At 44.0% G+C, this 23,047-nt stretch carries 21 protein-coding genes, 1 tRNA gene, 1 pseudogene and 1 other annotated feature; of the genes and pseudogenes, 5 read left to right on the top strand and 18 right to left on the bottom strand.

Annotated features, from left to right (window positions below):
• Nucleotides 1–177: 177 nt before the first annotated feature.
• Nucleotides 178–445: a binding site (T-box leader), on the top strand.
• A gap of 160 nt (nt 446–605) precedes the next feature.
• On the top strand, nt 606–1,964 hold the full coding sequence (locus PHX29_04970; GenBank protein MDD5605242.1) for a TrpB-like pyridoxal phosphate-dependent enzyme: 1,359 nt from the start codon (nt 606–608) through the stop codon (nt 1,962–1,964).
• Between the two features lie 499 nt (nt 1,965–2,463).
• A complete protein-coding gene (locus tag PHX29_04965) occupies nt 2,464–3,543 on the top strand; it encodes a trypsin-like peptidase domain-containing protein (protein MDD5605241.1) in 1,080 nt (359 codons plus the stop codon).
• On the opposite strand, the gene ileS is transcribed toward PHX29_04965, so the two are convergent.
• The 10 genes and pseudogenes from ileS to rpsF all read right to left on the bottom strand — a co-directional run bounded on the left by ileS (nt 3,540) and on the right by rpsF (nt 11,492).
• Nucleotides 3,540–6,590, bottom strand: coding sequence for an isoleucine--tRNA ligase (ileS, locus tag PHX29_04960; protein MDD5605240.1), 3,051 nt, complete (start codon nt 6,588–6,590; stop codon nt 3,540–3,542). The two genes, PHX29_04965 and ileS, sit on opposite strands and share 4 nt — an antisense overlap.
• Before the next feature lie 90 nt (nt 6,591–6,680).
• Entirely contained in the window at nt 6,681–7,184 is a 504-nt protein-coding gene (locus tag PHX29_04955; GenBank protein ID MDD5605239.1) for a KH domain-containing protein, read from the bottom strand.
• Between the two features lie 28 nt (nt 7,185–7,212).
• The gene (locus tag PHX29_04950; protein ID MDD5605238.1) at nt 7,213–8,187 is read right to left on the bottom strand and encodes a YidC/Oxa1 family membrane protein insertase; all 975 of its coding nucleotides are present in this window, start codon (nt 8,185–8,187) and stop codon (nt 7,213–7,215) included.
• Nucleotides 8,188–8,215: 28 nt separating this feature from the next.
• Entirely contained in the window at nt 8,216–9,358 is a 1,143-nt protein-coding gene (locus PHX29_04945; protein MDD5605237.1) for a PQQ-binding-like beta-propeller repeat protein, read from the bottom strand.
• Between the two features lie 20 nt (nt 9,359–9,378).
• Nucleotides 9,379–9,600, bottom strand: a complete 222-nt coding sequence (gene yidD / locus PHX29_04940) for a membrane protein insertion efficiency factor YidD (protein ID MDD5605236.1) — start codon at nt 9,598–9,600, stop codon at nt 9,379–9,381.
• Nucleotides 9,601–9,613: 13 nt separating this feature from the next.
• Entirely contained in the window at nt 9,614–9,940 is a 327-nt protein-coding gene (gene rnpA, locus PHX29_04935; protein ID MDD5605235.1) for a ribonuclease P protein component, read from the bottom strand.
• 62 nt (nt 9,941–10,002) lie between these two features.
• Nucleotides 10,003–10,143, bottom strand: a complete 141-nt coding sequence (gene rpmH, locus PHX29_04930) for a 50S ribosomal protein L34 (GenBank protein ID MDD5605234.1) — start codon at nt 10,141–10,143, stop codon at nt 10,003–10,005.
• A 248-nt stretch (nt 10,144–10,391) separates the two neighbouring features.
• Nucleotides 10,392–10,646 (bottom strand): annotated as a pseudogene (gene rpsR, locus PHX29_04925) (30S ribosomal protein S18).
• Between the two features lie 69 nt (nt 10,647–10,715).
• Nucleotides 10,716–11,123, bottom strand: coding sequence for a single-stranded DNA-binding protein (gene ssb, locus PHX29_04920; protein ID MDD5605233.1), 408 nt, complete (start codon nt 11,121–11,123; stop codon nt 10,716–10,718).
• Nucleotides 11,124–11,141: 18 nt separating this feature from the next.
• A complete protein-coding gene (gene rpsF / locus PHX29_04915; GenBank protein MDD5605232.1) occupies nt 11,142–11,492 on the bottom strand; it encodes a 30S ribosomal protein S6 in 351 nt (116 codons plus the stop codon).
• 298 nt (nt 11,493–11,790) lie between these two features.
• Between rpsF and PHX29_04910 the strand changes: the two genes are divergently transcribed.
• On the top strand, nt 11,791–12,546 hold the full coding sequence (locus PHX29_04910; GenBank protein ID MDD5605231.1) for a methyltransferase domain-containing protein: 756 nt from the start codon (nt 11,791–11,793) through the stop codon (nt 12,544–12,546).
• 68 nt (nt 12,547–12,614) lie between these two features.
• Nucleotides 12,615–12,691: transfer RNA gene (locus PHX29_04905), tRNA-Asp, on the top strand.
• Nucleotides 12,692–13,104: 413 nt separating this feature from the next.
• On the opposite strand, the gene hpt is transcribed toward PHX29_04905, so the two are convergent.
• Genes hpt through PHX29_04890 form a run of 3 tightly spaced genes read right to left on the bottom strand, consistent with a single transcriptional unit; the run spans nt 13,105 to nt 16,412 of the window.
• Entirely contained in the window at nt 13,105–14,520 is a 1,416-nt protein-coding gene (gene hpt, locus PHX29_04900; GenBank protein ID MDD5605230.1) for a hypoxanthine phosphoribosyltransferase, read from the bottom strand.
• Nucleotides 14,521–14,532: 12 nt separating this feature from the next.
• Complete coding sequence (locus PHX29_04895) at nt 14,533–15,990, bottom strand: RtcB family protein (GenBank protein MDD5605229.1); 1,458 nt, start codon at nt 15,988–15,990, stop codon at nt 14,533–14,535.
• A gap of 8 nt (nt 15,991–15,998) precedes the next feature.
• A complete protein-coding gene (locus PHX29_04890; GenBank protein MDD5605228.1) occupies nt 15,999–16,412 on the bottom strand; it encodes an archease in 414 nt (137 codons plus the stop codon).
• A gap of 527 nt (nt 16,413–16,939) precedes the next feature.
• Here PHX29_04890 and PHX29_04885 point away from each other — a divergent pair.
• The gene (locus PHX29_04885) at nt 16,940–17,911 is read left to right on the top strand and encodes an ornithine cyclodeaminase family protein (protein ID MDD5605227.1); all 972 of its coding nucleotides are present in this window, start codon (nt 16,940–16,942) and stop codon (nt 17,909–17,911) included.
• A gap of 11 nt (nt 17,912–17,922) precedes the next feature.
• On the opposite strand, the gene PHX29_04880 is transcribed toward PHX29_04885, so the two are convergent.
• The 5 genes from PHX29_04880 to PHX29_04860 form a co-directional block, all read right to left on the bottom strand.
• A complete protein-coding gene (locus PHX29_04880) occupies nt 17,923–19,179 on the bottom strand; it encodes a glycosyltransferase 87 family protein (protein ID MDD5605226.1) in 1,257 nt (418 codons plus the stop codon).
• Between the two features lie 81 nt (nt 19,180–19,260).
• Entirely contained in the window at nt 19,261–19,998 is a 738-nt protein-coding gene (locus PHX29_04875; protein MDD5605225.1) for an ECF transporter S component, read from the bottom strand.
• Nucleotides 19,991–21,667 (bottom strand): energy-coupling factor transporter ATPase, encoded by a 1,677-nt coding sequence (locus PHX29_04870; GenBank protein MDD5605224.1) that lies wholly within the window; start codon nt 21,665–21,667, stop codon nt 19,991–19,993. The genes PHX29_04875 and PHX29_04870 overlap by 8 nt, the downstream gene beginning before the upstream one ends.
• Nucleotides 21,654–22,592 carry an energy-coupling factor transporter transmembrane component T gene (locus tag PHX29_04865; GenBank protein ID MDD5605223.1) on the bottom strand — a complete coding sequence of 313 codons (939 nt, stop codon included), beginning with the start codon at nt 22,590–22,592 and terminating at the stop codon, nt 21,654–21,656. Before PHX29_04865 ends, PHX29_04870 begins: the two co-directional genes overlap by 14 nt.
• 122 nt (nt 22,593–22,714) lie before the next feature.
• Entirely contained in the window at nt 22,715–22,906 is a 192-nt protein-coding gene (locus tag PHX29_04860) for a hypothetical protein (GenBank protein MDD5605222.1), read from the bottom strand.
• Nucleotides 22,907–23,047 lie beyond the last annotated feature (141 nt).

Genomic DNA, 23,047 nt, shown 5'->3' with positions numbered 1-23,047 from the left:
AATACCTTATATGGTACAACACCGAAAAGGTTCACCGGGGTATTGGCAAAAAGGCTCCCCTGCGTTATTATCTGGATAAATTTATCGCTAACCCTGAAAAGTCCAATATGTGCTGGACCCTTACACATTCTTGACAGTGTTTGGCCGATGGGCTATATTGTCCACAACAATTGAATATTAAAAGCTGTGAACAGGATTAGTAGATCCGCAAGCGGGGACACAGAGAGCCGGAGAAGGTGGGAGCCGGTTCCAGCGTTCGGATCGAATGGGCTTGGGAGCTGCCAACTGAAAGCCAGTAGTGCAAGTAGGTTCGGCCGCAGAGAGGAGCGTTATCACACCTCGAGGTATCGGATTAAATGCCTGTACCTTAAAGAGATGGCTGTTATTATTATGGGTAGCAACAGTCAAGAAGGGTGGCACCGCGGGTAAGCCTCCTGCCCCTTCAAGGGTAGGAGGCTTTTTGTATTGCAAATCCCAGGATAGGAGGCGATAATTGCAGATTAATCGAAGTCGTTTATGGCCCATCCGGGCCTGATAATACTCTAATTTATGAAATAGGGCGCTCAAACATTATTATTAAATAATCACTAATCAGGAGGACAGCATTGGAAAGAGTTAAGTATATTCTAGATGAAAAAGACATGCCCACAAGTTGGTACAATATTTTACCTGATCTTCCAGAGCGATTGCCGGATGTATTGCATCCTGCAACAAAAAAACCGGTTACCCCTCAGGACCTCGAACCGCTATTTGCCAGGGAATTGATATTGCAGGAATTCCACCCTGAAAGTCATGTTGAAATTCCTGAGGAATTGCAGCAAATATATCGCATATGGCGCCCTACTCCACTAATCCGTGCGCGTCGCCTTGAGAAATTGCTTGATACGCCAGCCAAGATCTTTTATAAGTTCGAGGATGTAAGCCCCGCTGGTTCTCACAAACCAAATAGTGCGATAGCGCAAGCTTATTATAATAAAAAGGAAGGCATCAAGCGGTTGACTACTGAAACCGGTGCCGGCCAATGGGGAAGCGCGCTTTCCATGGCGTGTATGTTTTTCAATCTGGAGCTGAAGGTTTATATGGTTAAGGTGAGCTTTTTTCAAAAACCATATCGGCGTTTAATGATGGAAGCATGGGGCGCCACCTGTGTTCCATCTCCAAGCCTTGATACTCAATCTGGACGAGAGGCCTTAGCCGCCGATCCAGATTCCCCGGGTTCTCTTGGGCTTGCTATCAGTGAAGCCGTAGAGGATGCCGTTAGTCGAGATGACACCCACTATTCGTTGGGTAGCGTCCTAAACCACGTTATACTTCATCAAACAATAATTGGCTTGGAAGCAAAAAAGCAGATGGAGATGGCTGATTGCTATCCAGATATTGTAATTGGTTGCGTCGGTGGAGGGACGAACTTTGGCGGACTCGCCGTACCCTTTGTGAAAGATAAGATTGATGGAAGTCATCCTGGCATTCAGATAGTAGCTGTTGAGCCGGAAAGTTGTCCTTCGTTAACTAAAGGACTCTATGCTTATGACTTTGGTGATGTATCAGGTTTGACGCCCCTTCTTAAGATGTATACTCTGGGTTCTCGGTTTATGCCTCCGCCAGTTCATGCCGGAGGGCTTCGTTATCATGGGATGTCTCCACTGGTTACCCATCTTCTAAAACTTGGATTAATTGAAGCTCGTTCAGTTCCACAGGTAGCTACTTTTGAAGCGGGAATCCAATTTGCGCGCAGTGAAGGATATATTAGTGCACCCGAGACGAACCACGCGATACGTGCTGGCATTGACGAGGCAATAAAATGCCGTGAATCTGGTGAGGCTAAAACTATTTTGATTGGGCATTCCGGCCATGGTCATTTCGATATGGTATCGTATGACAGTTATCTATCAGGAAAATTAAAAGATTTTGCATATCCGGATGATAAGGTTCGGGAAGCATTGCACCATTTACCCGAGATTTAGAATAATCTATTTGATAATTTAAGGGGAGCCATTAGCTCCCCTTAAATTATGCTTGCCTGCCCTCTTGAAAATGCGTCAGTTTATAAATATATGCATAAAAACATGTCATTGTCGAGCACGGCGAAGAATCTCACACGAGTTGTGCCCGTCTATACGGAAACACGCCATTGTGACAAAGGGCACTCATAAACAAGTGCCACCCTTGAACGAAGTGAAGGGTCTAACACGATTCGTGTTCGTCTTTTCGTAAACACAGCATATATAACAACGCGCACTATCCGGGGAAGATCCTTCGTCGGGCTACCGCCCGGCTCAGGGAAGACACAATTTACTGAAATGCCCTCCTCCGGGATGACACGGCAAACAAAAATACATGTCACACCCGAGCTGTGCTCGTACATATGGAAACCGAATAAAGCGATACGTAACCATACTCTAGTTTGAAACACGTGTTAGCTTGATATATCATTACTATAATGACCATGTAATGGGTATGAATATGAAAAACGCAAGAATAAAGCTGATTACAAGTCTGTGCTCGATCCTAATTATTATAATAACCTTATGCAGTTGCGAGATTATTATCGAACGATTTCCCGATTTTAATCATGTTTCCAGTACATCTCCTCCTACTTCAACATCACCCCCGGTTAATACTACTTGGAATCCACCCACCGAATCTCCTGGTGTAGATCTGGCCAACTGGGTTGAAGCTGTAGAAAAAGCCCGCCCTTCGGTCGTTGCTGTAGAAACGTCCACTGGCTCCGGGTCGGGATGGATTATTGATAGTGATGGAATAATAGTCACCAACGAACATGTGGTTGAAGGGGCTTCAGAAGTAGGAATTATATTATCTGATGGCCGCTACTTTGAAGTAAAGAGTATTTATGCTGATGAGGTTACCGACATTGCAGTGTTATATGTAGAAGCGTCCGGATTACCGGTGGCTTCGATCGGCAACTCTTCTCTTTTAAAGGTAGGCCAGCCAGTTGCAGCCGTTGGTAATGCCCTGGGGCTTGGCATAAGCATGAAAGGCGGCTGGGTAAGTCAATTGAATGTTTCTACTGTAATTGGCGGAAGACCTCTTTATGGTCTTATCGAAACAGACGCGGCTATGAATCCCGGCAATAGTGGTGGACCGCTTATTAATCTGGCTGGGGAAGTTGTCGGCATCACCAATGCTAAACTGGTGGATATAACCATTGAAAGTGTTGGTTATGCGATCAGCGTTGATTCTGCCATGCCGGTAATAGAACGCCTCATAACACGAGGTTCTGTCACCTACCCGTTTTTGGGAATATGGGGAATGACGACTGTTAATCCAGCAATAAACAGTTACTTTGAACTGGGTATAGACCAGGGCGTGTTAATACAGGGAGTGAATCCAGGCACTGGAGCTGAAGCAGGCGGCCTCAAAGCTGGTGATGTAATCCTCTCGATAGATGAGAAGCCTACCCTTACAGTGGAAGACCTGGTATGGACTATACGATCCAAGGAAATTGGGCAAACGATAAAAATTGGCTATTACCGTGACGGTAAGCAGTACACAGCTAACGTCGCACTCTCTGCTTACAATTAGTCTTGTCTTTTTACCCCCAACTCAATGGAATGACTATCCAGTTTAAAGCTCTCCGAATATGTTTGTTCATCCGGTGCCTGATATACAATATCTGCGGATAAAGTTTCCCGGCTGATATAACTGCAATGTTCATTCATTACTTCTCTAATTCTTTCATCTGCCTGATAGTAGGTTATTATACGATCAGCGATATCAAAATCAGCCTGACGGCGAAGGGTTTGAATACGTCGCACAATTTCTCTTGCTAATCCTTCGGATTCCAGGTCGGGTGTAATTTCAGTATTAATCCCAACAGTATATGAATTATCCGAACTCAATTGCATGCCTTCGTTTACGAGCTCGTCTTGGTTATAGGCTACTTTAATATCTTTGACATTTAATTCTTCTAGGATCTGGTCTTTAACCTGTACTAAGCGCTTTTCTTCGGCAGCATTCTGCAGAACCACCTTAAGAACTGATAGTGGTTGACGTATTTTGATACCAGCTTGGCTTCGTGCTGATCGCCCCAGACTGCATATTTTTATCGCCAGTTGTACACTAGCGGCCAGTTCGATATCAATTGCAGTTGTATCAGCTTCCGGGAAAGAGGCAAGGTGGACCGACTCTGGAGAGTTCGAGTCAATTCCGAGAACCAGATTTTGGTACATTGCTTCAGCCAGGAAGGGCATAAAGGGAGCCAACAGGCGGCAAAGTGTATGAAGGCAATTATAAAGAGTATCATAAGCAGCAAGCTTATCTTCATCGTTTTCACTTTTCCAAAAACGTCTCCGGCTACGGCGGACATACCAGTTCGATAAAACGGAAACAAAAGCTTCGATTCGTCTGCCAGCGGTGGTTGGATCATAGCCATCAAGGTCGTTTCTTACCTTGGCTACAAGGTCGTTAAGTTCTGACAATATCCAGCGGTCAAGCTCTGCGTTGGGTGTTGGATGGTTGGAATCCATGGGGTTGTAATTATCGATATTGGCGTAGGTTACAAAGAACGAATATACATTCCACAAAGGTAGCATGAACTGCCTCATTACCTCTCCAACCAATCCTTCAGAAAAACGTCTTGGTTGACCAGGAGGGCTGGCGGTGTAAAGATACCAGCGCATGGCATCGGTACCGTATTTATTAATTATCGCTGATGGCTGAATAACATTGCTGCGGCTTTTGCTCATCTTTTCGCCTTTTTCGTCCAGGATGTGACCCAGACAAATCACATTGCGATAAGCGACACTGTTAAACAATAACGAGCTGATAGCATGCAGGCTGTAAAACCATCCACGAGTCTGATCAATGGCTTCGCATATGAAATCAGCTGGAAAACGCCCATCGGTTAGCAGTGTATTGTTCTCGAATGGATAGTGATATTGAGCTATCGGCATATTACCCGAGTCGAACCAGCAATCTATCACTTCGCTCTGGCGACGCATCAAACCACCGCATTGACATGTATAGGTCAGGTTGTCAACGTAAGGTCGGTGAAGATCAATCTCGCCTTCAAAACCTGAGAATCCGGGCTTTGACTCCAGTTCTTCTATTCCACCGATGCAGTCATATTTACCACAAGCCTCGCAATACCATACTGGCAATGGAGTACCCCAATAACGCTCACGCGAAAAAGCCCAATCGACATTGTTTTCCAGCCAATCGCCAAAACGTCCATTTTTAATGTGCTCTGGATACCAGTTTATTTGCTGATTCAGGTTTATTAGCCGATCTTTACGGGCAGTAGTTCTAATGTACCAGGACTGTTTGACGTAGTATAGAAGTGGGGTGGAGCAACGCCAACAGAATGGATAAGTGTGGGTTATAGTAGTTTCCCTATACAGCAGATTGCGCTCTTTTAGATCGTGCGATATTATCTTGTCTGCGTTTTTCACAAAAATCCCGGTAAAATCGAAGCTGCCTGTGATCTTACCGCTCAAGTCAACGTGTTGTACAAAATCAAGAGCCTCGGTCTTACCGACTTCAAAGTCTGCCTCGCCGAATGCTGGAGCGATATGTACAATTCCGGTGCCGTCCTCCATAGATACAAAAGACGCTGCTATAACCCGATATCTAAGGTCTTTAATTGCTGGTTGTTTCTCCAGCTCGCTTGTACCGGCAATAAAGCGCATGCGGTCAACGTTATAATCATGTGGGTTATATAGTGGTAAATATTCCAGGCCTGCCAGGTTTTTGCCTTTTATACTGCCGCAAATATTCATTTCTGGTAACTCTAGCGTGGCGAGCAATTTTTCGGCTGCGATGATGACGTCCCTGCCAGTATCTATAAGGGCATAATCAGCGGTGGCGTCTACAGCCAAAGCGGTATTGCCGGGCAATGTCCATGGAGTAGTAGTCCAGGCTAGCAAATAGACCGACTTGTTACCATCCAGATTAATACCGAGTTTTGGTAGACTTTCTTTTGTTAATCTAAACTTTATGTAAACCGAAGGGTCGGTTGTGTTATCATCGTATCCTTGAGCAACTTCATGAGAGCTTAAAGAAGTGCCGCACCGGGGACAATGGGCAGCAGTCTTATATCCTCTGTATACAAGGCCATCATCCCACATCTTTTTTATCGCCCACCAGCAGCTTTCAATATAACTGTTCTTCATGGTGATATAAGCACTATCCAGGTCAACCCAGAAGGCTATACGATCGGTGAAAGCGTTCCATTCTTTGAGGTATTTAAACACCGACTCGCGGCATTTGGCGTTAAAGCGAGCTATTCCGTAATTTTCTATATCTGTCTTTGAGGTAAAACCCAGCTCCTTTTCAACTTCAAGCTCGACCGGAAGACCGTGAGTGTCCCAACCCCCTATCCGAGGTACATAATAACCTTGCATGGTTTTATACCTCGGAACAACATCCTTGAACACTCGGGATATCACATGGTGTATGCCTGGATTTCCGTTGGCAGTGGGCGGACCTTCGTAAAATACAAAACGCTTCCCGCCCTTGCGGCTGGAGATACTTTTTTCAAATATATTCTGGTTTTTCCAGAACTTAAGGATATCTTCCTCCTGGTTGGGGAAATTTATCCTGGTATCTACCGGTTGAAAAACCTGACCCATATGACTTCCTTTCTAATAATCAATCCCGCTCAGATGTTTTCAGAGTGGGATTGAGGGTAACATAATTCGGGGCTGCCCTTCAAAACGCCGTTAATTTGCTGGTTTAATCACCACTTTACGACCATCTTCAAATCCGGTGCTTTCAGTGATGACCCGATTATCGTCATTAAGTGCCGTATGAACAATACGCCGCTCGTAAGCCGACATTGGCTCAAGGGCTAGTGGTTCCCCAGTCTCAGCAACCTGGTTTGCAACCTTGACGGCAAGATCTTTAAGATACTTATAGCGACGCTGTTTATAACCGCTCACATCAACTACAATTGGTGGAATATCCTCGTCGAGTTTATGACTTATCATAGTACGCAATAGGTATTGCAGGCTGTCCAGGGTTTGTCCGGCGCGGCCAATCAATATGCCTGGATTAGCACAGTCGATGTCAAAAAGAAAAGGTTTGGGTGTTCGTTCTATTTCTTGCACGATGGCATCTTCTTTATACTCTGCAGCAGCCACTATTCCCATTTTATCCAAAAGCTCTTCGATAATCTTCTGGATTTCTATAATTAACTGTTCGTTGATTTGTATTTCTTCAGCCACTAGTGTCGGCCTCCTGAATTAAAAACCATTATTTACGTTTACTTCGTTTGCTTTTTTTAGCCTGGGATTTCTCTTTATCCTTGCCCGGTTTTTTAATGCCGGAAGTATTTTCCTCATCAGTTGCTGTCACGTGTTGAACGCTCTGTTCATCAATTTCTACGTCTTTGGCGCTAGTCACAACCATTTTATGTTTATCATTAGTTGAAGAAAAGCGATTTTTTGTACCAATCGAAGGTTTTCTGGAGAATAAACCGGAAACCTTTTCGATTAACCGATTTTTCATTGGCTCAAGGCCACCCCAGCCGGTAATGAAGTACTGCATAATAAAACTGATTATGTTTGAGGTAACCCAGTAAAGAGCCAAGCCGCTGGGGAACGATAAGGATAAGAATGTGAACATAAGCGGCATCATGACGGTCATGCTCTGGGCTTGTGATTGGGCAGGGGATGATTCGGCCGTCATTGGCGCCTGAGTCATCTTTTGTTGAATAAACATGGAAAGACCAACCAGAACTGCCAGAAGATAATCAGGTGAGGCCAGGTTCAACCATAGAAAATGGTTGTTCAGCGGCAAAGCCTCATAAACTACCGGCCAGGAATATAAGTAGTGAGAAAGGTTTAAAAAACTTTCCGGATTGACTGCCATAACCCTGATGATTGCTTGATAGAGAGCAATCCAGATTGGCATCTGGATAAGCATCGGGAGAAGGCAGCCGGTCGGACTTACGCCAGATTCCCGGTAAAGACGCATTTGTTCCTGGGCGAGTTTTTCTTTATCTGCGCCGTGCTTCTTTTGCAGTGCAGCCAGCTTTGGCTGCAGTGATTGCATAGCCTTGGACGCTCTTAATTGTTTGAGGGTCAATGGGTACATAACCCCGCGAACAATTAAAGTCAACACGATGATAGTCAATCCGAAGCTTCCCCATAGAACCTGGGAAAGGGATATCATACTGTTTATCATCGGTTTCAGGATGATAATGTCCCAAATTGCTCCTATATCCAACTGAAAGCTACCTCACAATTTTGCGTTACTAATTCAAGGATGTTGACCACAACAAAGCACCGGTTTCACCATTTAGGGCATAAACCGTATTTCCTTTGATGGAATGAATAAAGACAGTGGTACCGTCGGCTTCAAGGGGTGAAGATAGCTCGGTGTTGATATCTCTGAGTTCTATTTTTTGGTAAGTGATGGTATCGATTGAATAAATCTTTCCATTTTCAGTAGCTACTACCAGTCGGTCGCCAGCAATAACTGGAGTGGATGCAATAGACTCTTGAATATCAATTACCTTGACCAGTTCTCCGTTGTCTCCATTAAGTACATACACTATCCCGTCCATACCGGAAATGTATATTTTACCTTCGCTTATAATTGGAGTAGCCCACAACCACCGCTTTGGAGCGTCCTCACTATTCTCACCTGCCGGGAAGCTCCATATAAGCTCGCCTGTTTCAGCATCAACCGCGTATACATGCCTGTCAAGAGAAGCCACCAGCACGGTATCTCCGAAGACAATTGGAGATGCAATTATTGGCCCATTGGTTTCAAATGGCTTGTTCCAGTTTGGCTGACCGGTTGTCGCATCTATCGAATATAATTTTTTATCGAATGACGCTACAAAAACACTATTTTCCCATTCTGCAGGAGATGCCCATATCTCACCGCCGGTATTGTATTGCCATTGGTAGGTAAGCGATGCGGCATCGTAAGCATAAAGATTGCCATCGGTAGATCCAACATAGACAGTATCATGAGCGATAAGCGGATTACCAATAATAGCACCAGGCTTCTTTGCATTCAATGCCACGCTTTTAGACTGACGGTCGTTAACGTTAAATGCATATAATCTTCCTCCGCCATCTCCAACATATACCGTATCACCGTATACCACTGGGGTGGAATAAACAACTGCAGCAGTTGCTCCGGCGCAGCCCAAGCCTCCACCGGAAGAAGCGGATTCCAAATTTTCCTGCCATTGATAAAAGCCATTGATAGAATTTAATGCAACGAGCTTGCCAGCACTCGAACCGAGGTATACAGATTCTCCTCCGGTAGCGACGCCTGACCATCCCGCTTGGGCAGTGCCCCGACCAACACAACCAGTCAGGATTACACCTGACACAAGCAATGAGAGCAATACAATTAATTTAAAGGTTCTTTTATTATGCACCGTTCTTCCTTAGTATATGATTACTGGTTCCTCTCCGGAACAGGGTCGTAACCGCCGGGATTAAAGGGGTGACAGCGGGAAATTCGCTTTATCCCCATCCATACCCCTTTACTCACACCAAAACGGTTGATTGCTTCGTAAGTGTACTGAGAGCAAGTTGGTGTATAACGGCATGAAGAAGGTAAAACAGACGAAATATATTTCTGGTAGAAGCGTATCATTGCCAGCGAAAGATGTTTCATTACTTTACTCTTTTTAAATCAGGCCAGCTTCTTCCAGCATTACAGTTACCTGGTTTTTTATATCACCAAAATCCATGTTATTTATGTAAGGACGAGTTACAATAACGATATCCCAGCCCGGTGTAATGTCGGTATGCCTGAGTATTTCCCTAAGCATTCGCTTGACTTTATTCCTTACAACAGATGAACCAACTTTTCGACTCACCACCAGGCCCCAGCGTGAATAATCCATTCCATTTTCGGCTACCTTTAGGTTAAAACCACGCCTCCGGTAGACTGCTCCCTGCTGGTGAACCCGGCTATATTCTTTAGTGTCCCTGAGGTATTGTTGTCCTTTCATCGATATAGAAAGGTCAAGCCGGCATCGGTATTTTTTCGGAAGCCGGCTCTAATCGGCTCGTCTTAAACAACAGTAAGCCGTTTCCGCCCCTTCAAGCGCCTTGCTTTTAATACTGCCCGACCACCGCGGGTGCTCATGCGAGCCAGAAAACCATGCTCGCGTTTCCTGGGGATTTTCTTTGGTTGATATGTTCTTTTAGGCACAATTACTCCTTATCATAAAACAAAAATGCCAGTGTCTATTCTTCCCCGTTTTTTTCTGCAGAGACGATATCTTCGGTAGTTGTTTCAACCTCGATTTCTTCTGTGACTGTGGTTTCATCTGCAGGTTCGGTTGTTTCAGCAGCGCTTACCGGGGAAGAAGATACCTCAGCAATCGGTTTATGATAATCTTTTCGGTAATGCGGCCGGCTTATTTCATACGTCGCGCCCATCTCGTATATATGCTCGGCGGTGTAAGGAAGCAAAGCAAGATAACGGGCTCTTTTAATTGCAGCTGCCAGAGCTCTCTGGTGCCTGGCGCAATTACCGGTACGTCTTCTTGGCAGGATTTTGGCACGATCGGTAAGATAGCGCCCTAACAGGCTAATGTCTTTGTAATCTATGAGGGTACTCTTGTTGGCACAAAAAGTGCACACTTTTCTTCTGGCAACAAACTTGTTACCGCCCCATCTGCCGCCAGTTCTACCTTTGGGTTTTGTGGTTATTTCTCTTGCCACAGGTATTTCATGTCTCCTTATTTAGATTAGTTTACTCAATATTATGGTATGTTTGCCCTAACTGAAGGGAATATCGTCCGGGGTAAGTTCATCATTATATATATCATCTGTCTTGTCTTCGCCGCCACTTTGTGACTGACGGTCAAGAAAAGTAACGCGGTTGGCAATGACTTCTGTGCGGGTTCTTTTTTGGCCGTCCTGAGCTTCCCAGCTTCGGCTGTGAAGCCTGCCCTCAACATAAACCAAGCGACCTTTTGCGAGAAACTGGTTGCATTGCTCGGCCAACTTGTTCCAGGTGACAACACTGAACCAGTCAGTTTCCTGCTTGCGTTCTCCTTCCGGAGTAGTATAAAACCGGTTGGTTGCCACTCTGAATGATGTTACTGGGTTTCCGTTTGCAATGAAACGCATCTCAGGATCGCTTCCTACATTACCAATCAGCATCACCTTATTCAAACTAACCATTGCGCGCTCTCCTTCGAACTAGCTCTCGTCCATTACCAGCAGATGACGGATAACCTGTTCATTGAACCTCAGCTTGTTCTCCATCTCCCCGGTTTTGCCAGGGTTAAGATTGAAGCGGGCAAGAACGTAAAACCCATCGTTCATGTGGGCAATGGGATATGCAAGCTTCTTTTTCCCCCAAGGCTCAATCTGCTTGATGGTGCCTCCGAAATCTTCGATCATCTTCTTAAGATTCTCTACTGCCTTTTCATTGTCCAGATCGGTGGCTGCCGGTTTAAGGACTATGACCATTTCATAATCACGGGCTTCACCTTCAGCAGCTTGGGTATTGGTTGCCTCTGGTTTCTTGCTACTTTCTTTAACTGCCACTCTTGTGCCTCTTCTCATTCAAACAAAATTTAGGCTAATTATAACACACGTAGTCGATACAAACAATTTTTATTTTAGCTTTGATCTTGCGCGCCTTCAGCATGCTTGGTTGGTTTATAGCCGCAACATAGCCTGGGGATTTAGTGACCTTTACTCTTATTTTGAACAATATAAGGTGTTCTGATAAAATCACTTTCAGGTTGTAGTAAACAATACCGCCCCTTCCTGACCTGGTATAAATACACTGCCGGGAGCAGACTTACAGGCGGAATTCCCAGACTAAACTGAGAGGTATTGAATGTTTGCAGATGAATCTTTGCTACATGAAGAGAGTGAGTTATTCGGTGGGGTTTTCAACGACTGGAGAGTAAAAAGAGTAAGGAAACTTGAGCACATTTTTTCAAGAGAATGGTTCAAGGGAAAGAAAGTGTTAGAGCTTGCTTGCGGATTTGGTAATATAGGGCTATATCTCAAAAGTATTGGTGCGGACGTTACCTTTGCTGATGCCCGACAGGAATCTCTGGATACAGTAAAAAAGAAGGATGAAAACGCTACTCTCATGCTTCTTGATCAGGAAAAACCATGGATATTAAACCAAAAATACGATTTAATTTTACATTTTGGCCTATTGTATAATCTCAATAACTGGGAAAGAGACTTGCGGACAACAATACAACACGCAAAGTTCATAGCGCTAGAGACAGCCGTTGCCCGATATTCCAACAGTTTTGAATGCAAGATTGTGAAGCCTGAATATCCGAGTGAATTATATGGTCCCTTTTCCGGTACAGGCACTCTTGTGTCCAGTGCAAATATAGAGAGCGTATTTCAAGAACTGGGTGCTGATTATCACCGTTACGATGATAGTGACTTGAACTTGGGAGATGACTGGGGCGAATATCGCTATGACTGGAAGGAGGAATACGGCCCCAGAGTAGAATATGCGGAAATCCCAGTTGTTAATGATTGGGATAATATTCATCTGGGCGGAAGAAGATTTTGGATCATCAGGAATAATAGCGTTGTCAGTAGCTTGAATCTGTTTTATAAGTAAACATTTTACTGTTTGTTGCGGTTGACAATTATTTGCTATTCTTGATACACTTCAACCGGATTAAATATGGCCCCGTGGTGTAGCGGTCTAACATGCCACCCTGTCACGGTGGAGATCAGGGGTTCAAATCCCCTCGGGGTCGCCACTTTTCGAATTAACTCTCCATTTGTGTATGTTATTAAGACCCTCGTCTTTTGAAATAGCGTAATTTCTGGCTTATTAATGTATCCGTTATGTTAACTTATTACCTACAGTTTTGGTTTGGCCTTCCGCTCACCGCCTATTTGAGAATTTTATAATTTTTCAAAGAAAACAAGAGCTTTCAGGCAAGCAAATCTCGGCTTAAGTGCCCACAGAAAACAAAAGCGGCTGCAAACTGTTTTGACACTCGTTTACATGTATGAGATACTGAAAATGCTCCAAGTAGCCGAGCAGTTAGGGCCATCAAATCAGGGAGCACCCTGAGTAAGTATCACAACTGTGGTTCAGAAAAGGTCACCTGGTTGATTCAGCTCAAAAGGCAAAGGTTACTTGGAGCATTTTTGTTGGTTTTATTGCCTAGCCCGAATCTATCGTTTCATCAAGTACAATCGGAACCCCTATAAATGGGAGATTGCGGTATTCTTCCCGGTAATCCAATCCATAGCCTACGACGAACTCATCAGGAATATCGAATCCCCAATACCTGATATCAACTTCAACTAATCTGCGCACTTTCCTGTTTAATAATGTGCATACTTCCAGGCTTGCAGGGTGCCTTCCTTTAAGGTATTCCAATATTGAGCTCAGTGTCATGCCAGTATCAACAATATCTTCAATCAGTAAAACATGCCGTCCGGTCAAATCCAGATCGGTATCTTTAGTGATCGAGAGCTTGCTCTGGCTGTCTTTTCTGTACCGGTTTATCGCCATAAAATCCATGTCTATCGGAACGCTTATTTTACGGATAAGATCGGCCATAAAACATATAAAACCCCGTTGCACCCCCAGAAGTACCGGGCACTTGTTAGAGTAATCCGCGGAGATCTGTACCGCAAGTTCATCAACCCTGTCTTTTATTTGATCGACAGTATAGAGTATTTTGCGAATGCCGTGTGCTCGAGATTGACCCAATGGTCCTGCTCCATATTTTGCTAACAGACGATCATAATTATTCTTATTTAGCAGGATTATTTTGATTTCCGGGTGCAACTCCCTTAAGCGACGAATTTTCCGATTCTTATAGGTAATCAAGCTTTGCTTGAGGGTGGTTAATTCTACATATAGATCCAGCGCGGGTAAATAGAAATCGGGGCTAAACATTTCAGTGACCCGGTTCCCTTCTTGGTGGAGGATAAAGGAGCGGGGCTCATATACCCATTCTATATTATAAAAATCAAGCAAACCAGCAAATTCCGCTTCGCTTGGGTGGGCAAATACCGTTTCCCTGATTTGCCCGATAATAGAAGGCGTAACCTCATTACCCGCTCCTCTTTTTTCAAAGGGATAAGTACGATGCTGGCCAATCATCAAGGACGCAAGTTCAGCCATCCGTTGGATAAAATTAATGTCTTCGTCTTGAAAAACCCGGTTGTCGCGCAGATATGCCCGCAAGCTGCCAGCCGGGTTTCCTCCAATATATACAGCTGCTCCAGCAATAGCAGTAATCCGGGCTTTCCGGGCGAGATCCCGGTATTGAATTCGTTCATCAGTGTCGATATCGTTGACTATAACCGGTTTACCCGAGTCAATTTCGTCCAGACTGCGAAAACGATCCAGTAAACCTTTTTGAAGATAGTATTTGGGTAATTTGCTCGAAATCGCTGGTATGAGCTGGCTGCCTGAAGTATCGAGGAGTATGAGGGAAGCCCCGCCTTCTACGGCATCTGCCGTTGCTTTAACCAGACAATCTAATTTTTCCTTAAGGCTGTAACTGGATACTGCAAAATTAAGCGTTTTGTTCAAACAATCGGCAAATATGGTTTTCTTGTTCATTTAAAAATACCATCAGCCCTTTATCACACCTATAGGACGAGTGCGAGCTACTGGCCTGGATAATCCTGCTCCTGTTATTACTTCAACTACGTCTGTAATATCCTTATACGCAGGAGAAGCTTCTTCGGCAATACCAGATAGACTCCCCGCCCTCACCATGATGCCGCGATCGGCTAATTCTTTTATATACTCTTTTCCACTAATTGTTCTTTGTGCTTCTTTGCGACTTTTCATTCTGCCAGCTCCATGGCAAGCAGATCCAAATGTTTCATCCATAGCTTTTTGGGTGCCAACCATTATGTAGGAGTAGCGCCCCATATCTCCCGGTACTAAAACTGGCTGACCGATATCAGCATATGATTCGGGTAGACTGCTATGTCTTGGAGGGAAAGCTCGGGTTGCGCCCTTGCGATGAACACAGAGTCTCCTGGTTATTCCATCTACAATATGCTGTTCGATCTTGGCTATGTTATGGCTTACATCGTATATCATCTCTAACCCAATCGAACTTTCATTCATATCTAAGGCACTGGTAAACGCCTGTCTGACATGATGGGTGATAAGTTGCCGATTTGCCCAGGCATAGTTGGCAGCGCTTCGCATTGCACCCAGATACTGTTCTCCTTCTGGTGAAGTTAATGGAGCACAGGCGAGCTGGCGGTCGGGTACTCTAATGCCGTATTTAGGCATTGCATTCAGCATTACTTTTATATAATCATCTGCAACCTGGTGCCCTAAACCCCTGGAGCCGGTATGTATCCATACCAGGAGTTGATCTTTTTTAGCTATACCCAAAACTCGTGCTATATCGGATTCATATATTTCATCGACCACCCCAACTTCAATAAAATGGTTTCCGGATCCGAGAGTGCCCAGCTGCGAAGAACCTCGCTCTCTGGCATGTGCACTGACAGCGTTGGGATCAGCTCCGGGCATCTGTCCATTCTCCTCGGTAACTGCCAGATCTTCAGTTTTACCATATCCCTGTTCAACCACCCAGCGTGCTCCGTTGCCAAGCACCCTATCCATATCATGCTTGCCAAGCCGAATTTTGCCACCCGTGCCGAGGCCGGACGGAATATTTGCGTATAAAGCATTTACCAGCTTTTCCAGTTTGTTTTTCAACGAAGAGTCATCCAGTCGGGTGGTTAGAAGTCTTACACCACAGTTTATGTCAAATCCTACCCCTCCAGGAGATACAACTCCTTCCTCCATATTCATAGCTGCAACTCCCCCGATAGGAAAGCCGTAACCCCAATGTACATCTGGCATAGCCATGGAAGCCCGGACAATTCCTGGCAAGCAGGCTACATTGGCTACCTGTGCGAGTACATTTTCTTTGTTAATGTGGGAAAGCATCTCACGGGAGGCATATATAATGCCTGGTACCAGCATGCATGCCTGGAATTTGCGAGGGAGGCGCCACCGATATTGATCTATTTGCTCTAAAATCCCTTCTGTGTTATTCATGTGGCTCCCTAAACATCTAGGAATACACGTACACGTTTATTTTTACTATCAACTAAAAGACGATGGAATGTTGCCGCCTTTATTCCGGTTTTAATGGTATGGCGCCGGGGATCGTATGTTTCTCCATAACAACTCACTTCTAATCGTTTGTTGGTAAAAGAAATTAATTCAAATCTTCTGAATATTATTCCTCTCGTGTCGAAGTAGTATAGGAGATAATTAAGCCATGCATATAATAGTTTTTCCGAATCTGATTCTTCAACGGCAATATCTTCCCGGGTGCTGGTATTGATTGTTCTAAGGTCAATCATGATTGAACTCATACCTTTGGCAGCGTTTAGAAACGCTTCAGGCAAGGTTGCCCCATAGGCAATGAGGCCGATATCTGCGGTATGTTCTATAGTTCGGTATCCGTATCCCATCAAATTATAACCATCTCAAGGATTTGCTTTTTGCTATTACACCAGTCGTAATAATTGTACACTAAACCAGCGCTGTTTGTTGAAAAATGTAGTGGTAAATAGTCAAAATATAATATAAAAGCAGATAAATATTTTTTTAAAAAAATGATTGAAAGGCATTGACAATAATTAATTATTGATTTACAATTCTAGTATTACATTACATTGATTAATTAGGCTTAACGGATATATAGGCAATCACTCCAAAAGGAGGTGAAGCAGATATGGTAGAGAAATCCAAACCGGGAGCTACTCCGTCCAAACCAGCGGCTGCACCAGCAAAACCGGCGGCTACTCCAGCAAAACCGAAAGGCAAGTAAAGCTTAAGGATCCATGGACAAATAAGGGCGTTGTTTTAATGCAACGCCCTTATCATTTATATAAAACAACATATTTTCTACGATATTGCTATATTGGTCGGTAAGATTTAAACTATTTATCACACTAAAATAGAGCATCAATCTGGAATAATTCAACCAGGAGAATTAATGAAAACCCTGATTCTTTCTAAAACCGATGTATTGCAACTGATAAACATGAGGCTGGTTATAAAGGAGGTCGAAAAAGCATTTAATGAGATGGCCTCTGGTTTGACCAAAATGCCTGCAAAATCATACGTTGCGCTAGAAAAGGGTGATTTCAGGGCCATGCCAGCCGCACTTGTAGACGCTTCCGGGGTAAAATGGGTTAATGTGCATCCGCAGAACTATTTTCATAATCTTCCTACTGTTATGGCAATAATAATCTACAACGACCCCGAAACCGGTTATCCCCTGGCAGTTATGGACGCAAGCGAGATTACCGCATACCGAACCGGTGCGACTTCAGCTATCGCGTCGAGGTATATGGCTAATCCCAAATCTTCCTCGCTTGGCTTGGTTGGTGCGGGGCGGCAATCTCTGACTCAACTTGAAGCTCATCTTGAATTATTCGATCTGGAAAGAATTAGAGTATTTGATATCGACGAAAAAAGAGCACAAAAATTGGTTGACAAATATTCGCACCTGCCAATACAAGTAGCTCCAATCGAAGAAGTTTGTGACTGTGAAATCATTTGCACAACCACACCGGCAACCAAGCCTGTAGTTAGCTATCGCTGGATAAAAAAAGGTACACATATCAATGCTATTGGAGCCGATGCCCCCGGCAAGCAGGAGCTTGAAACACAAATAATACAGAAGGCCATGGTGACAGTAGATGATATTGAACAGGCATCCAAATCCGGAGAGGTAAACGTACCAATACAACAAGGTGAGTTTTCAGTAAGTGAGATTGCAGCGACTCTTGGTGATTGTATCGCTGGCCATGTCGATTGCCGCTTTGATCAGGATGATATTACCGTATTTGACTCTACTGGTATTGCCATTGAGGATATTGCAGTAGCCAGGGCAGTTTATACCATGGCAAAACAAGCAATACCCGGGCGTTACCTCGAATTTGATTTTTTAAACCAAGCCTAAGAAAGTGCTTGTCAATCGTCCGTAACTGGAATGCGATTGCGCGAGCTGGCTACTGAGTACATTGCCATTACCCCAAGGGTAAAAACCAGGAAATTGCGAACAATTAGGAAGATTACCGCCGGCTGCTTAAAATCCATCAGTTCTCCATAGTTGTATGGATAGATGTATTGGCTCAAGAGCGCGATTATCCCGAATATTATCCAGGCGGGATGCCTCATTCGGTTATCAATTAAGGGAATGAATGGATATAGCCATATTACAAATTGGGTAGAAAATATTTTAGCCGAGACCAGTAAAAGTGCCAGTACTCCAACAGTGAAGCAGGCTAAACTTGAGCTACTATTGTTTTTATCTGCGACTTGGCGAAAATAGAACCAATAACAGGTAAAAACCGCCGCTACAGTAATAAACGTGGAGGCTGAAACCAAAAAGTCAGAAGCTGGTGCCCAAATATCCACTGATGAGTAGGAAAGTACGATTTCCACAGGGGTGAGACCCAGCATGTTTCCAAACATCAATAATGAAGCGTAGCCAGATTCAAGCTGGAGCCCTCTATCAGAGTGAAAACTAATAAAATCAAAAAATCCGTCCGGGCTGGCTATTAAAAATGGCAGCACTAGCGCTAAACCGGTGATGCTAAAAACAGCCAGTCCCCTCACCAGGGGTCGAAATTCCCGTTTACGGATATGAGGCAATGCGAACAAAGGGGCAAGAACTGCTGGATACAATTTACTCAAGACTCCAAGCGCCAAAAAGAACCAAGCCGTCTTGTTTTTATGGTTTAGGAAATAATAAACTGCTCCCAGCGACAATACTGCCGGTATTATATCGAAGCGGTTGATAACAATATCTCCAAGAATGAAGAATGCGATTGTATAAATAGATAGGGTAGTAAAATGCCCAAGCCCCAGCCGGCGGCTCAGCCGGCTGGTAAAAAACAATCCGAGCAGGTCAAACATCAGCATTAATACGGCAAAAACATCAGCATAACCAGCCAGGTTGGCGCTGAATAACCGCGGAATTAACAGAAAAAGTAGAGCAAGCGGAGGGTATTCTACACCAAAATCGCGATAAGGCAGCTCGCCGCTAAACATGAGTTCGGCATACTCAAAATACAGCTCTACATCAGGGTGGATTCTAATTTCAAAGCTGGAAAAATTTAACCAAAAAACCAGGATTAATGAATGAATCAGGCCAAATAACAGCAGCTGACGGCTCGGAGAAGAGAAGTATTCTTTGAGTTGTAATGCGATTTTCTTAAAATCCATAGTACATTATTGTTTTCTGCTTATTGTAACTCGGGATTATCTGACAGGGCAATAACTTTTATTTCAGTAAAATCTGTGATCTTAGCTTATTGGCAGATTGTCACTCGATGTGCCGATTTGCCAGAAGAACCTCTGATTCCATTTGAGAAGTATGCTGATGACGCGCTTACCCAATACCAGCATAAACACCATGTTGGCTATCGCGTGCATGGTATCAAACCAAACGCTGTTCAACATTGAAAGGAGAAATGTTTGCCATGTCAAGGGGTATATCAGAGATGCCCAGAACCAGATATTTACAATGGCTCCATAGAAGTATCCCCAGATTAGTCCAAAAACGGTCAACATCCAGATATAAGTTCTGCTATGGGGAAGAATGCCTGGGATTACCCCTGCCAAACCCCAGCCAAAAATCTGAAACAACGTCCACGGGCCGTGTCCGAGGAACATATTAGAAATAATTGCGGTTAACGCTCCGGTCATAAATCCGGCCATCGGCCCAAATACATATCCGGTGCAGATTATGATAAAAGTTGCCGGTTGGACGTTGGGGATTGGTGCAAACGGGATCCGTGATATGGCAGACAGTGTGCCCATCATACTGATTAACGCGATTTCCTTGGACGATATTTTTCGCGTTTCAAATTCGTAAAATACGGCAATAATTATTAAGCCGGTAATCAGCATGACGACTAATCCCCAGTTCGGACCCCTCCCAAGCCATGCTGGTGCATATATAGCCAGCAGAAGAGTTGCTGTAGCGGCAAAAAACATCACCAGGACATAAAGGCGATTACGGATATTTGAGCGGCTATTCACAGTAAGCTCCTGCAACTTCATCAGCCGTCAGGAACTTCGAAGAAACCCCATAATGCGCAAAACGCTTTACCAGGCAGTTTATCTGCGTAGAAAACAGCCCAGCATTGGGGAAAACTTCATGTTTGTTCCCATCGAGAGTGATTTTTCCTTCATCCATCACGATTACCCGTTGTGCAAAACTTGCTGCCATTTCCACATCGTGAGTAACTATTACCACTGTGTTCCCTGCAGAGCAGTAATCACGCAGCAATCTTGTTAATTCTTGCCTGGTTTGCTCTTCAGTTCCCCTGTCAGGCTCATCAAGTACAAGCACAGGTGGAGCGTATACCAAAACTGAGGCCAGGGCAAGCCGTTGCTTTTCTCCGCTGCTTAAATCAAGGGGATTACGGCCACGGCAATGCCCAAGATTAAGCTGATCAAGCATAGTATCGATATATTTTGAAATTTCCCGCGGAGAAAACCCCCTGATTTTTAACCCAAAGGCAATTTCCTCTTCCACCGAATCTGTAAACAGGTGGTCTGCCGGATTTTGAAACACAACTCCGACGCTGTTTGCAAGTTCTGCAACAGTCTTCTTGAAAATGTTTCGACCAAGTATTTTTAATGCTCCCAAATTGGGGGCAAGCAAACCATTGATCAGTTTGACAAGCGTAGTCTTGCCGGAACCGTTGCGCCCCAATATTGCTACCGCTTCACCTCGGTATATATGTAAACTAATATTATCGATAGCTTTAATCCCGTTGGGATAAACAAAACTCACACCTTGTAGTTCCACCGCAAGATCATTACTGCTAATGGTGTTATTATCCTCAGCGATCGATAATGGTTTGTTGAAAACTTCAGCAAATACATGGGATGCTTCATTTACCGATAAAGGAACTCTGCCTGTTGTAATCCCATTATTAGCCAACTTTTGGAAGAGTTGTACGATTGGTGGTAACCCTATTCCATATGAAATCATTTCTTTCCCATATTCTGACATGGCCGATTCGGGAGAGCTGTCTATTACTAGCTGACCTTTTTCCATCACAATTACCCTGTCCGCATATTGAATAATATTATCCAGGCGATGTTCGATAATAATTACGGTAAGGCCAAGCTCATAGTTAAGCTCCCGTAAGCGGGAAAGAGTTTTACAAGCACCTTCAGGATCAAGTTCAGATGTTGGCTCGTCTAATATCAGAATGTCAGGCCGTAACGCCAGTACAGAAGCTATAATGGTTCGTTGTTTTTCTCCTCCACTCAATTCATGAATCGGTCTGTTTCGAAGGTGATCTAAATCCAACAGGCGAAGAGATTCCTCCAAGCGTTCGGCAATCAGGTTATCGGGGAATCCCAGGTTTTCCATTCCAAAGCAAATCTCATGGCTCACATCAGATGTAACCAGTTGATTTTCCGGATCCTGAAATACCATTCCAACTTTTGTAGCCATGGTACTTGGAGAAGCATCAACAGGATTCAGGCCATCTACTGTAATTGTTCCGGAGATTGTACCCCCATGAAAGTGTGGGATCAGGCCATTGATCGTTCGGCAGAGGCTGGTTTTACCGCTTCCTGACTTTCCGGTGACCAAAACAAATTCGCCGCGGTTTATAGTAAGGCTGACTTGTGATAATGCGGGTTTAGGTGAGCCATTATAAGCAAAGGTTACGTTATTAAACCTTATCATGATAATTACTCTCACCCAATCTAGCTGCAGGTACCAATCCCGCCAGAACGGAAACGACAAGTATCGCCATCACTAAACCTTTGGTGCTTAAGTCAATCCTCTGAAGTGAAGGAAAGTATTCATAAGAAATACCCCCTGATAGCAGAATATACAATGCCAGAAGCAGCATTAATAACAGAAAAACTATCATTGTTATATCTAATTTGCTAAAAGCCAGTCTGAAAAACCGTGACCGTTTAGATGAACTGCCAAATGCACGAGCTTCCATTGCTTCTGCCAATTGGATAGTGCGTTCAAGGGAGGAGGAAAGGAGCGAGGTTAGTATTGGCGCCCTCCTTCTTAACCGTTCAAATTTGCTACCCTTGTCCATTTCGAGACCTCTGGAGCGTTGCGCATCAGCAATGCGAGTAGCGTCTTCGAACATGGTAGGTACAAATCTTATCGAGAGAGCTGCCATCATCGCGGTTTTGTATGGCAAGCGCATTTCAAGCATCGCCGATAGCAATTCATCGGGGTGGATGGTTAGAGTAATTACAGAAAAGGCGGAAATAATCGCCATCAAACGTACTGTCATAAATAATCCGTAGATGATTGCTTCCAGTGTTACCCGTATATGCCCAAATATGGGAAGAGAAAACCAGGATTGCCACAATAAATGGCTACCGCCAGGGTTAGCCAGGCAGTTAATAACCATCACCATGATGCCCATCCAGAGAGTCAGCTGCATTATAACTGCCCATTGCCGCCAAATGCCGCCAGCAAAGACTGTTGGCAGTGTGCATAACAGTAATAAAGCTAATATTACCGGGTGATTAGCCAGCATGGCGATTATTATGATGCTGCTTGCCCATACCAGCTTTACTACAGGATTAAGCCGGTGGAAATAGTTGTCTTTATTCTGATAATTAAAAAAGAACTGAGGCATAACAACAAAATTATGCCTCAGGGAAAGCGCTTTGACAAGTCGGCTTTATTTTAAACAGTTATAGTTGTTTTATTCTTTTACCCTGAATGGTAATGAAAGTATTCACTCAAAATATGACAGCTTTAAAAACCAACCTTATCCAAAGATTGGGTTTTAACCGCAAATGTTGGTCTGTCCTGTTCCAGATCATTGCTTGCTTCAATATTCTGTATGCATGGTAGGGATTCGAGTTCATGTTTGATATCGACCGGCCTGGCCAAACTTACTATTACCAGAGGCTTGTCCACTCTGGAAATTAATTCAACTTTTTTCACTTCAGGTAATGCTTCGAGGTGCTTGATAGCCAGCGTAATACTATCTATATTGATTGGCGGTACTATCTCCAGTCCTATTTCTGTAATGATATCAGGTTCATTTTTAAAATCAGTATCATCAATTTTTTATCGAAAGAAAAT

The organism is Dehalococcoidales bacterium (assembly GCA_028717385.1).
Classification (GTDB): domain Bacteria; phylum Chloroflexota; class Dehalococcoidia; order Dehalococcoidales; family CSSed11-197; genus CSSed11-197.
Note: the sequence above shows the minus strand (reverse complement) of the source record. Positions and strands in the feature narration are given on the sequence as shown.

Bases quoted from the DNA above. Each gene is read 5' to 3' on its own strand.
- PHX29_04885 (MDD5605227.1), top strand. From the start codon at position 16,940: ATGAAAACCCTGATTCTTTCTAAAACCGATGTATTGCAACTGATAAAC.
- PHX29_04865 (MDD5605223.1), bottom strand. From the start codon at position 22,592: ATGCCTCAGTTCTTTTTTAATTATCAGAATAAAGACAACTATTTCCAC.
- ileS (MDD5605240.1), bottom strand. From the start codon at position 6,590: ATGGGTCAGGTTTTTCAACCGGTAGATACCAGGATAAATTTCCCCAAC.
- PHX29_04870 (MDD5605224.1), bottom strand. From the start codon at position 21,667: ATGATAAGGTTTAATAACGTAACCTTTGCTTATAATGGCTCACCTAAA.
- PHX29_04910 (MDD5605231.1), top strand. From the start codon at position 11,791: ATGTTTGCAGATGAATCTTTGCTACATGAAGAGAGTGAGTTATTCGGT.
- rnpA (MDD5605235.1), bottom strand. From the start codon at position 9,940: ATGAAAGGACAACAATACCTCAGGGACACTAAAGAATATAGCCGGGTT.
- hpt (MDD5605230.1), bottom strand. From the start codon at position 14,520: ATGAACAAGAAAACCATATTTGCCGATTGTTTGAACAAAACGCTTAAT.
- ssb (MDD5605233.1), bottom strand. From the start codon at position 11,123: ATGGTTAGTTTGAATAAGGTGATGCTGATTGGTAATGTAGGAAGCGAT.
- yidD (MDD5605236.1), bottom strand. From the start codon at position 9,600: ATGAAACATCTTTCGCTGGCAATGATACGCTTCTACCAGAAATATATT.
- PHX29_04895 (MDD5605229.1), bottom strand. From the start codon at position 15,990: ATGAATAACACAGAAGGGATTTTAGAGCAAATAGATCAATATCGGTGG.
- PHX29_04880 (MDD5605226.1), bottom strand. From the start codon at position 19,179: ATGGATTTTAAGAAAATCGCATTACAACTCAAAGAATACTTCTCTTCT.
- PHX29_04965 (MDD5605241.1), top strand. From the start codon at position 2,464: ATGAAAAACGCAAGAATAAAGCTGATTACAAGTCTGTGCTCGATCCTA.
- PHX29_04890 (MDD5605228.1), bottom strand. From the start codon at position 16,412: ATGGGATACGGATACCGAACTATAGAACATACCGCAGATATCGGCCTC.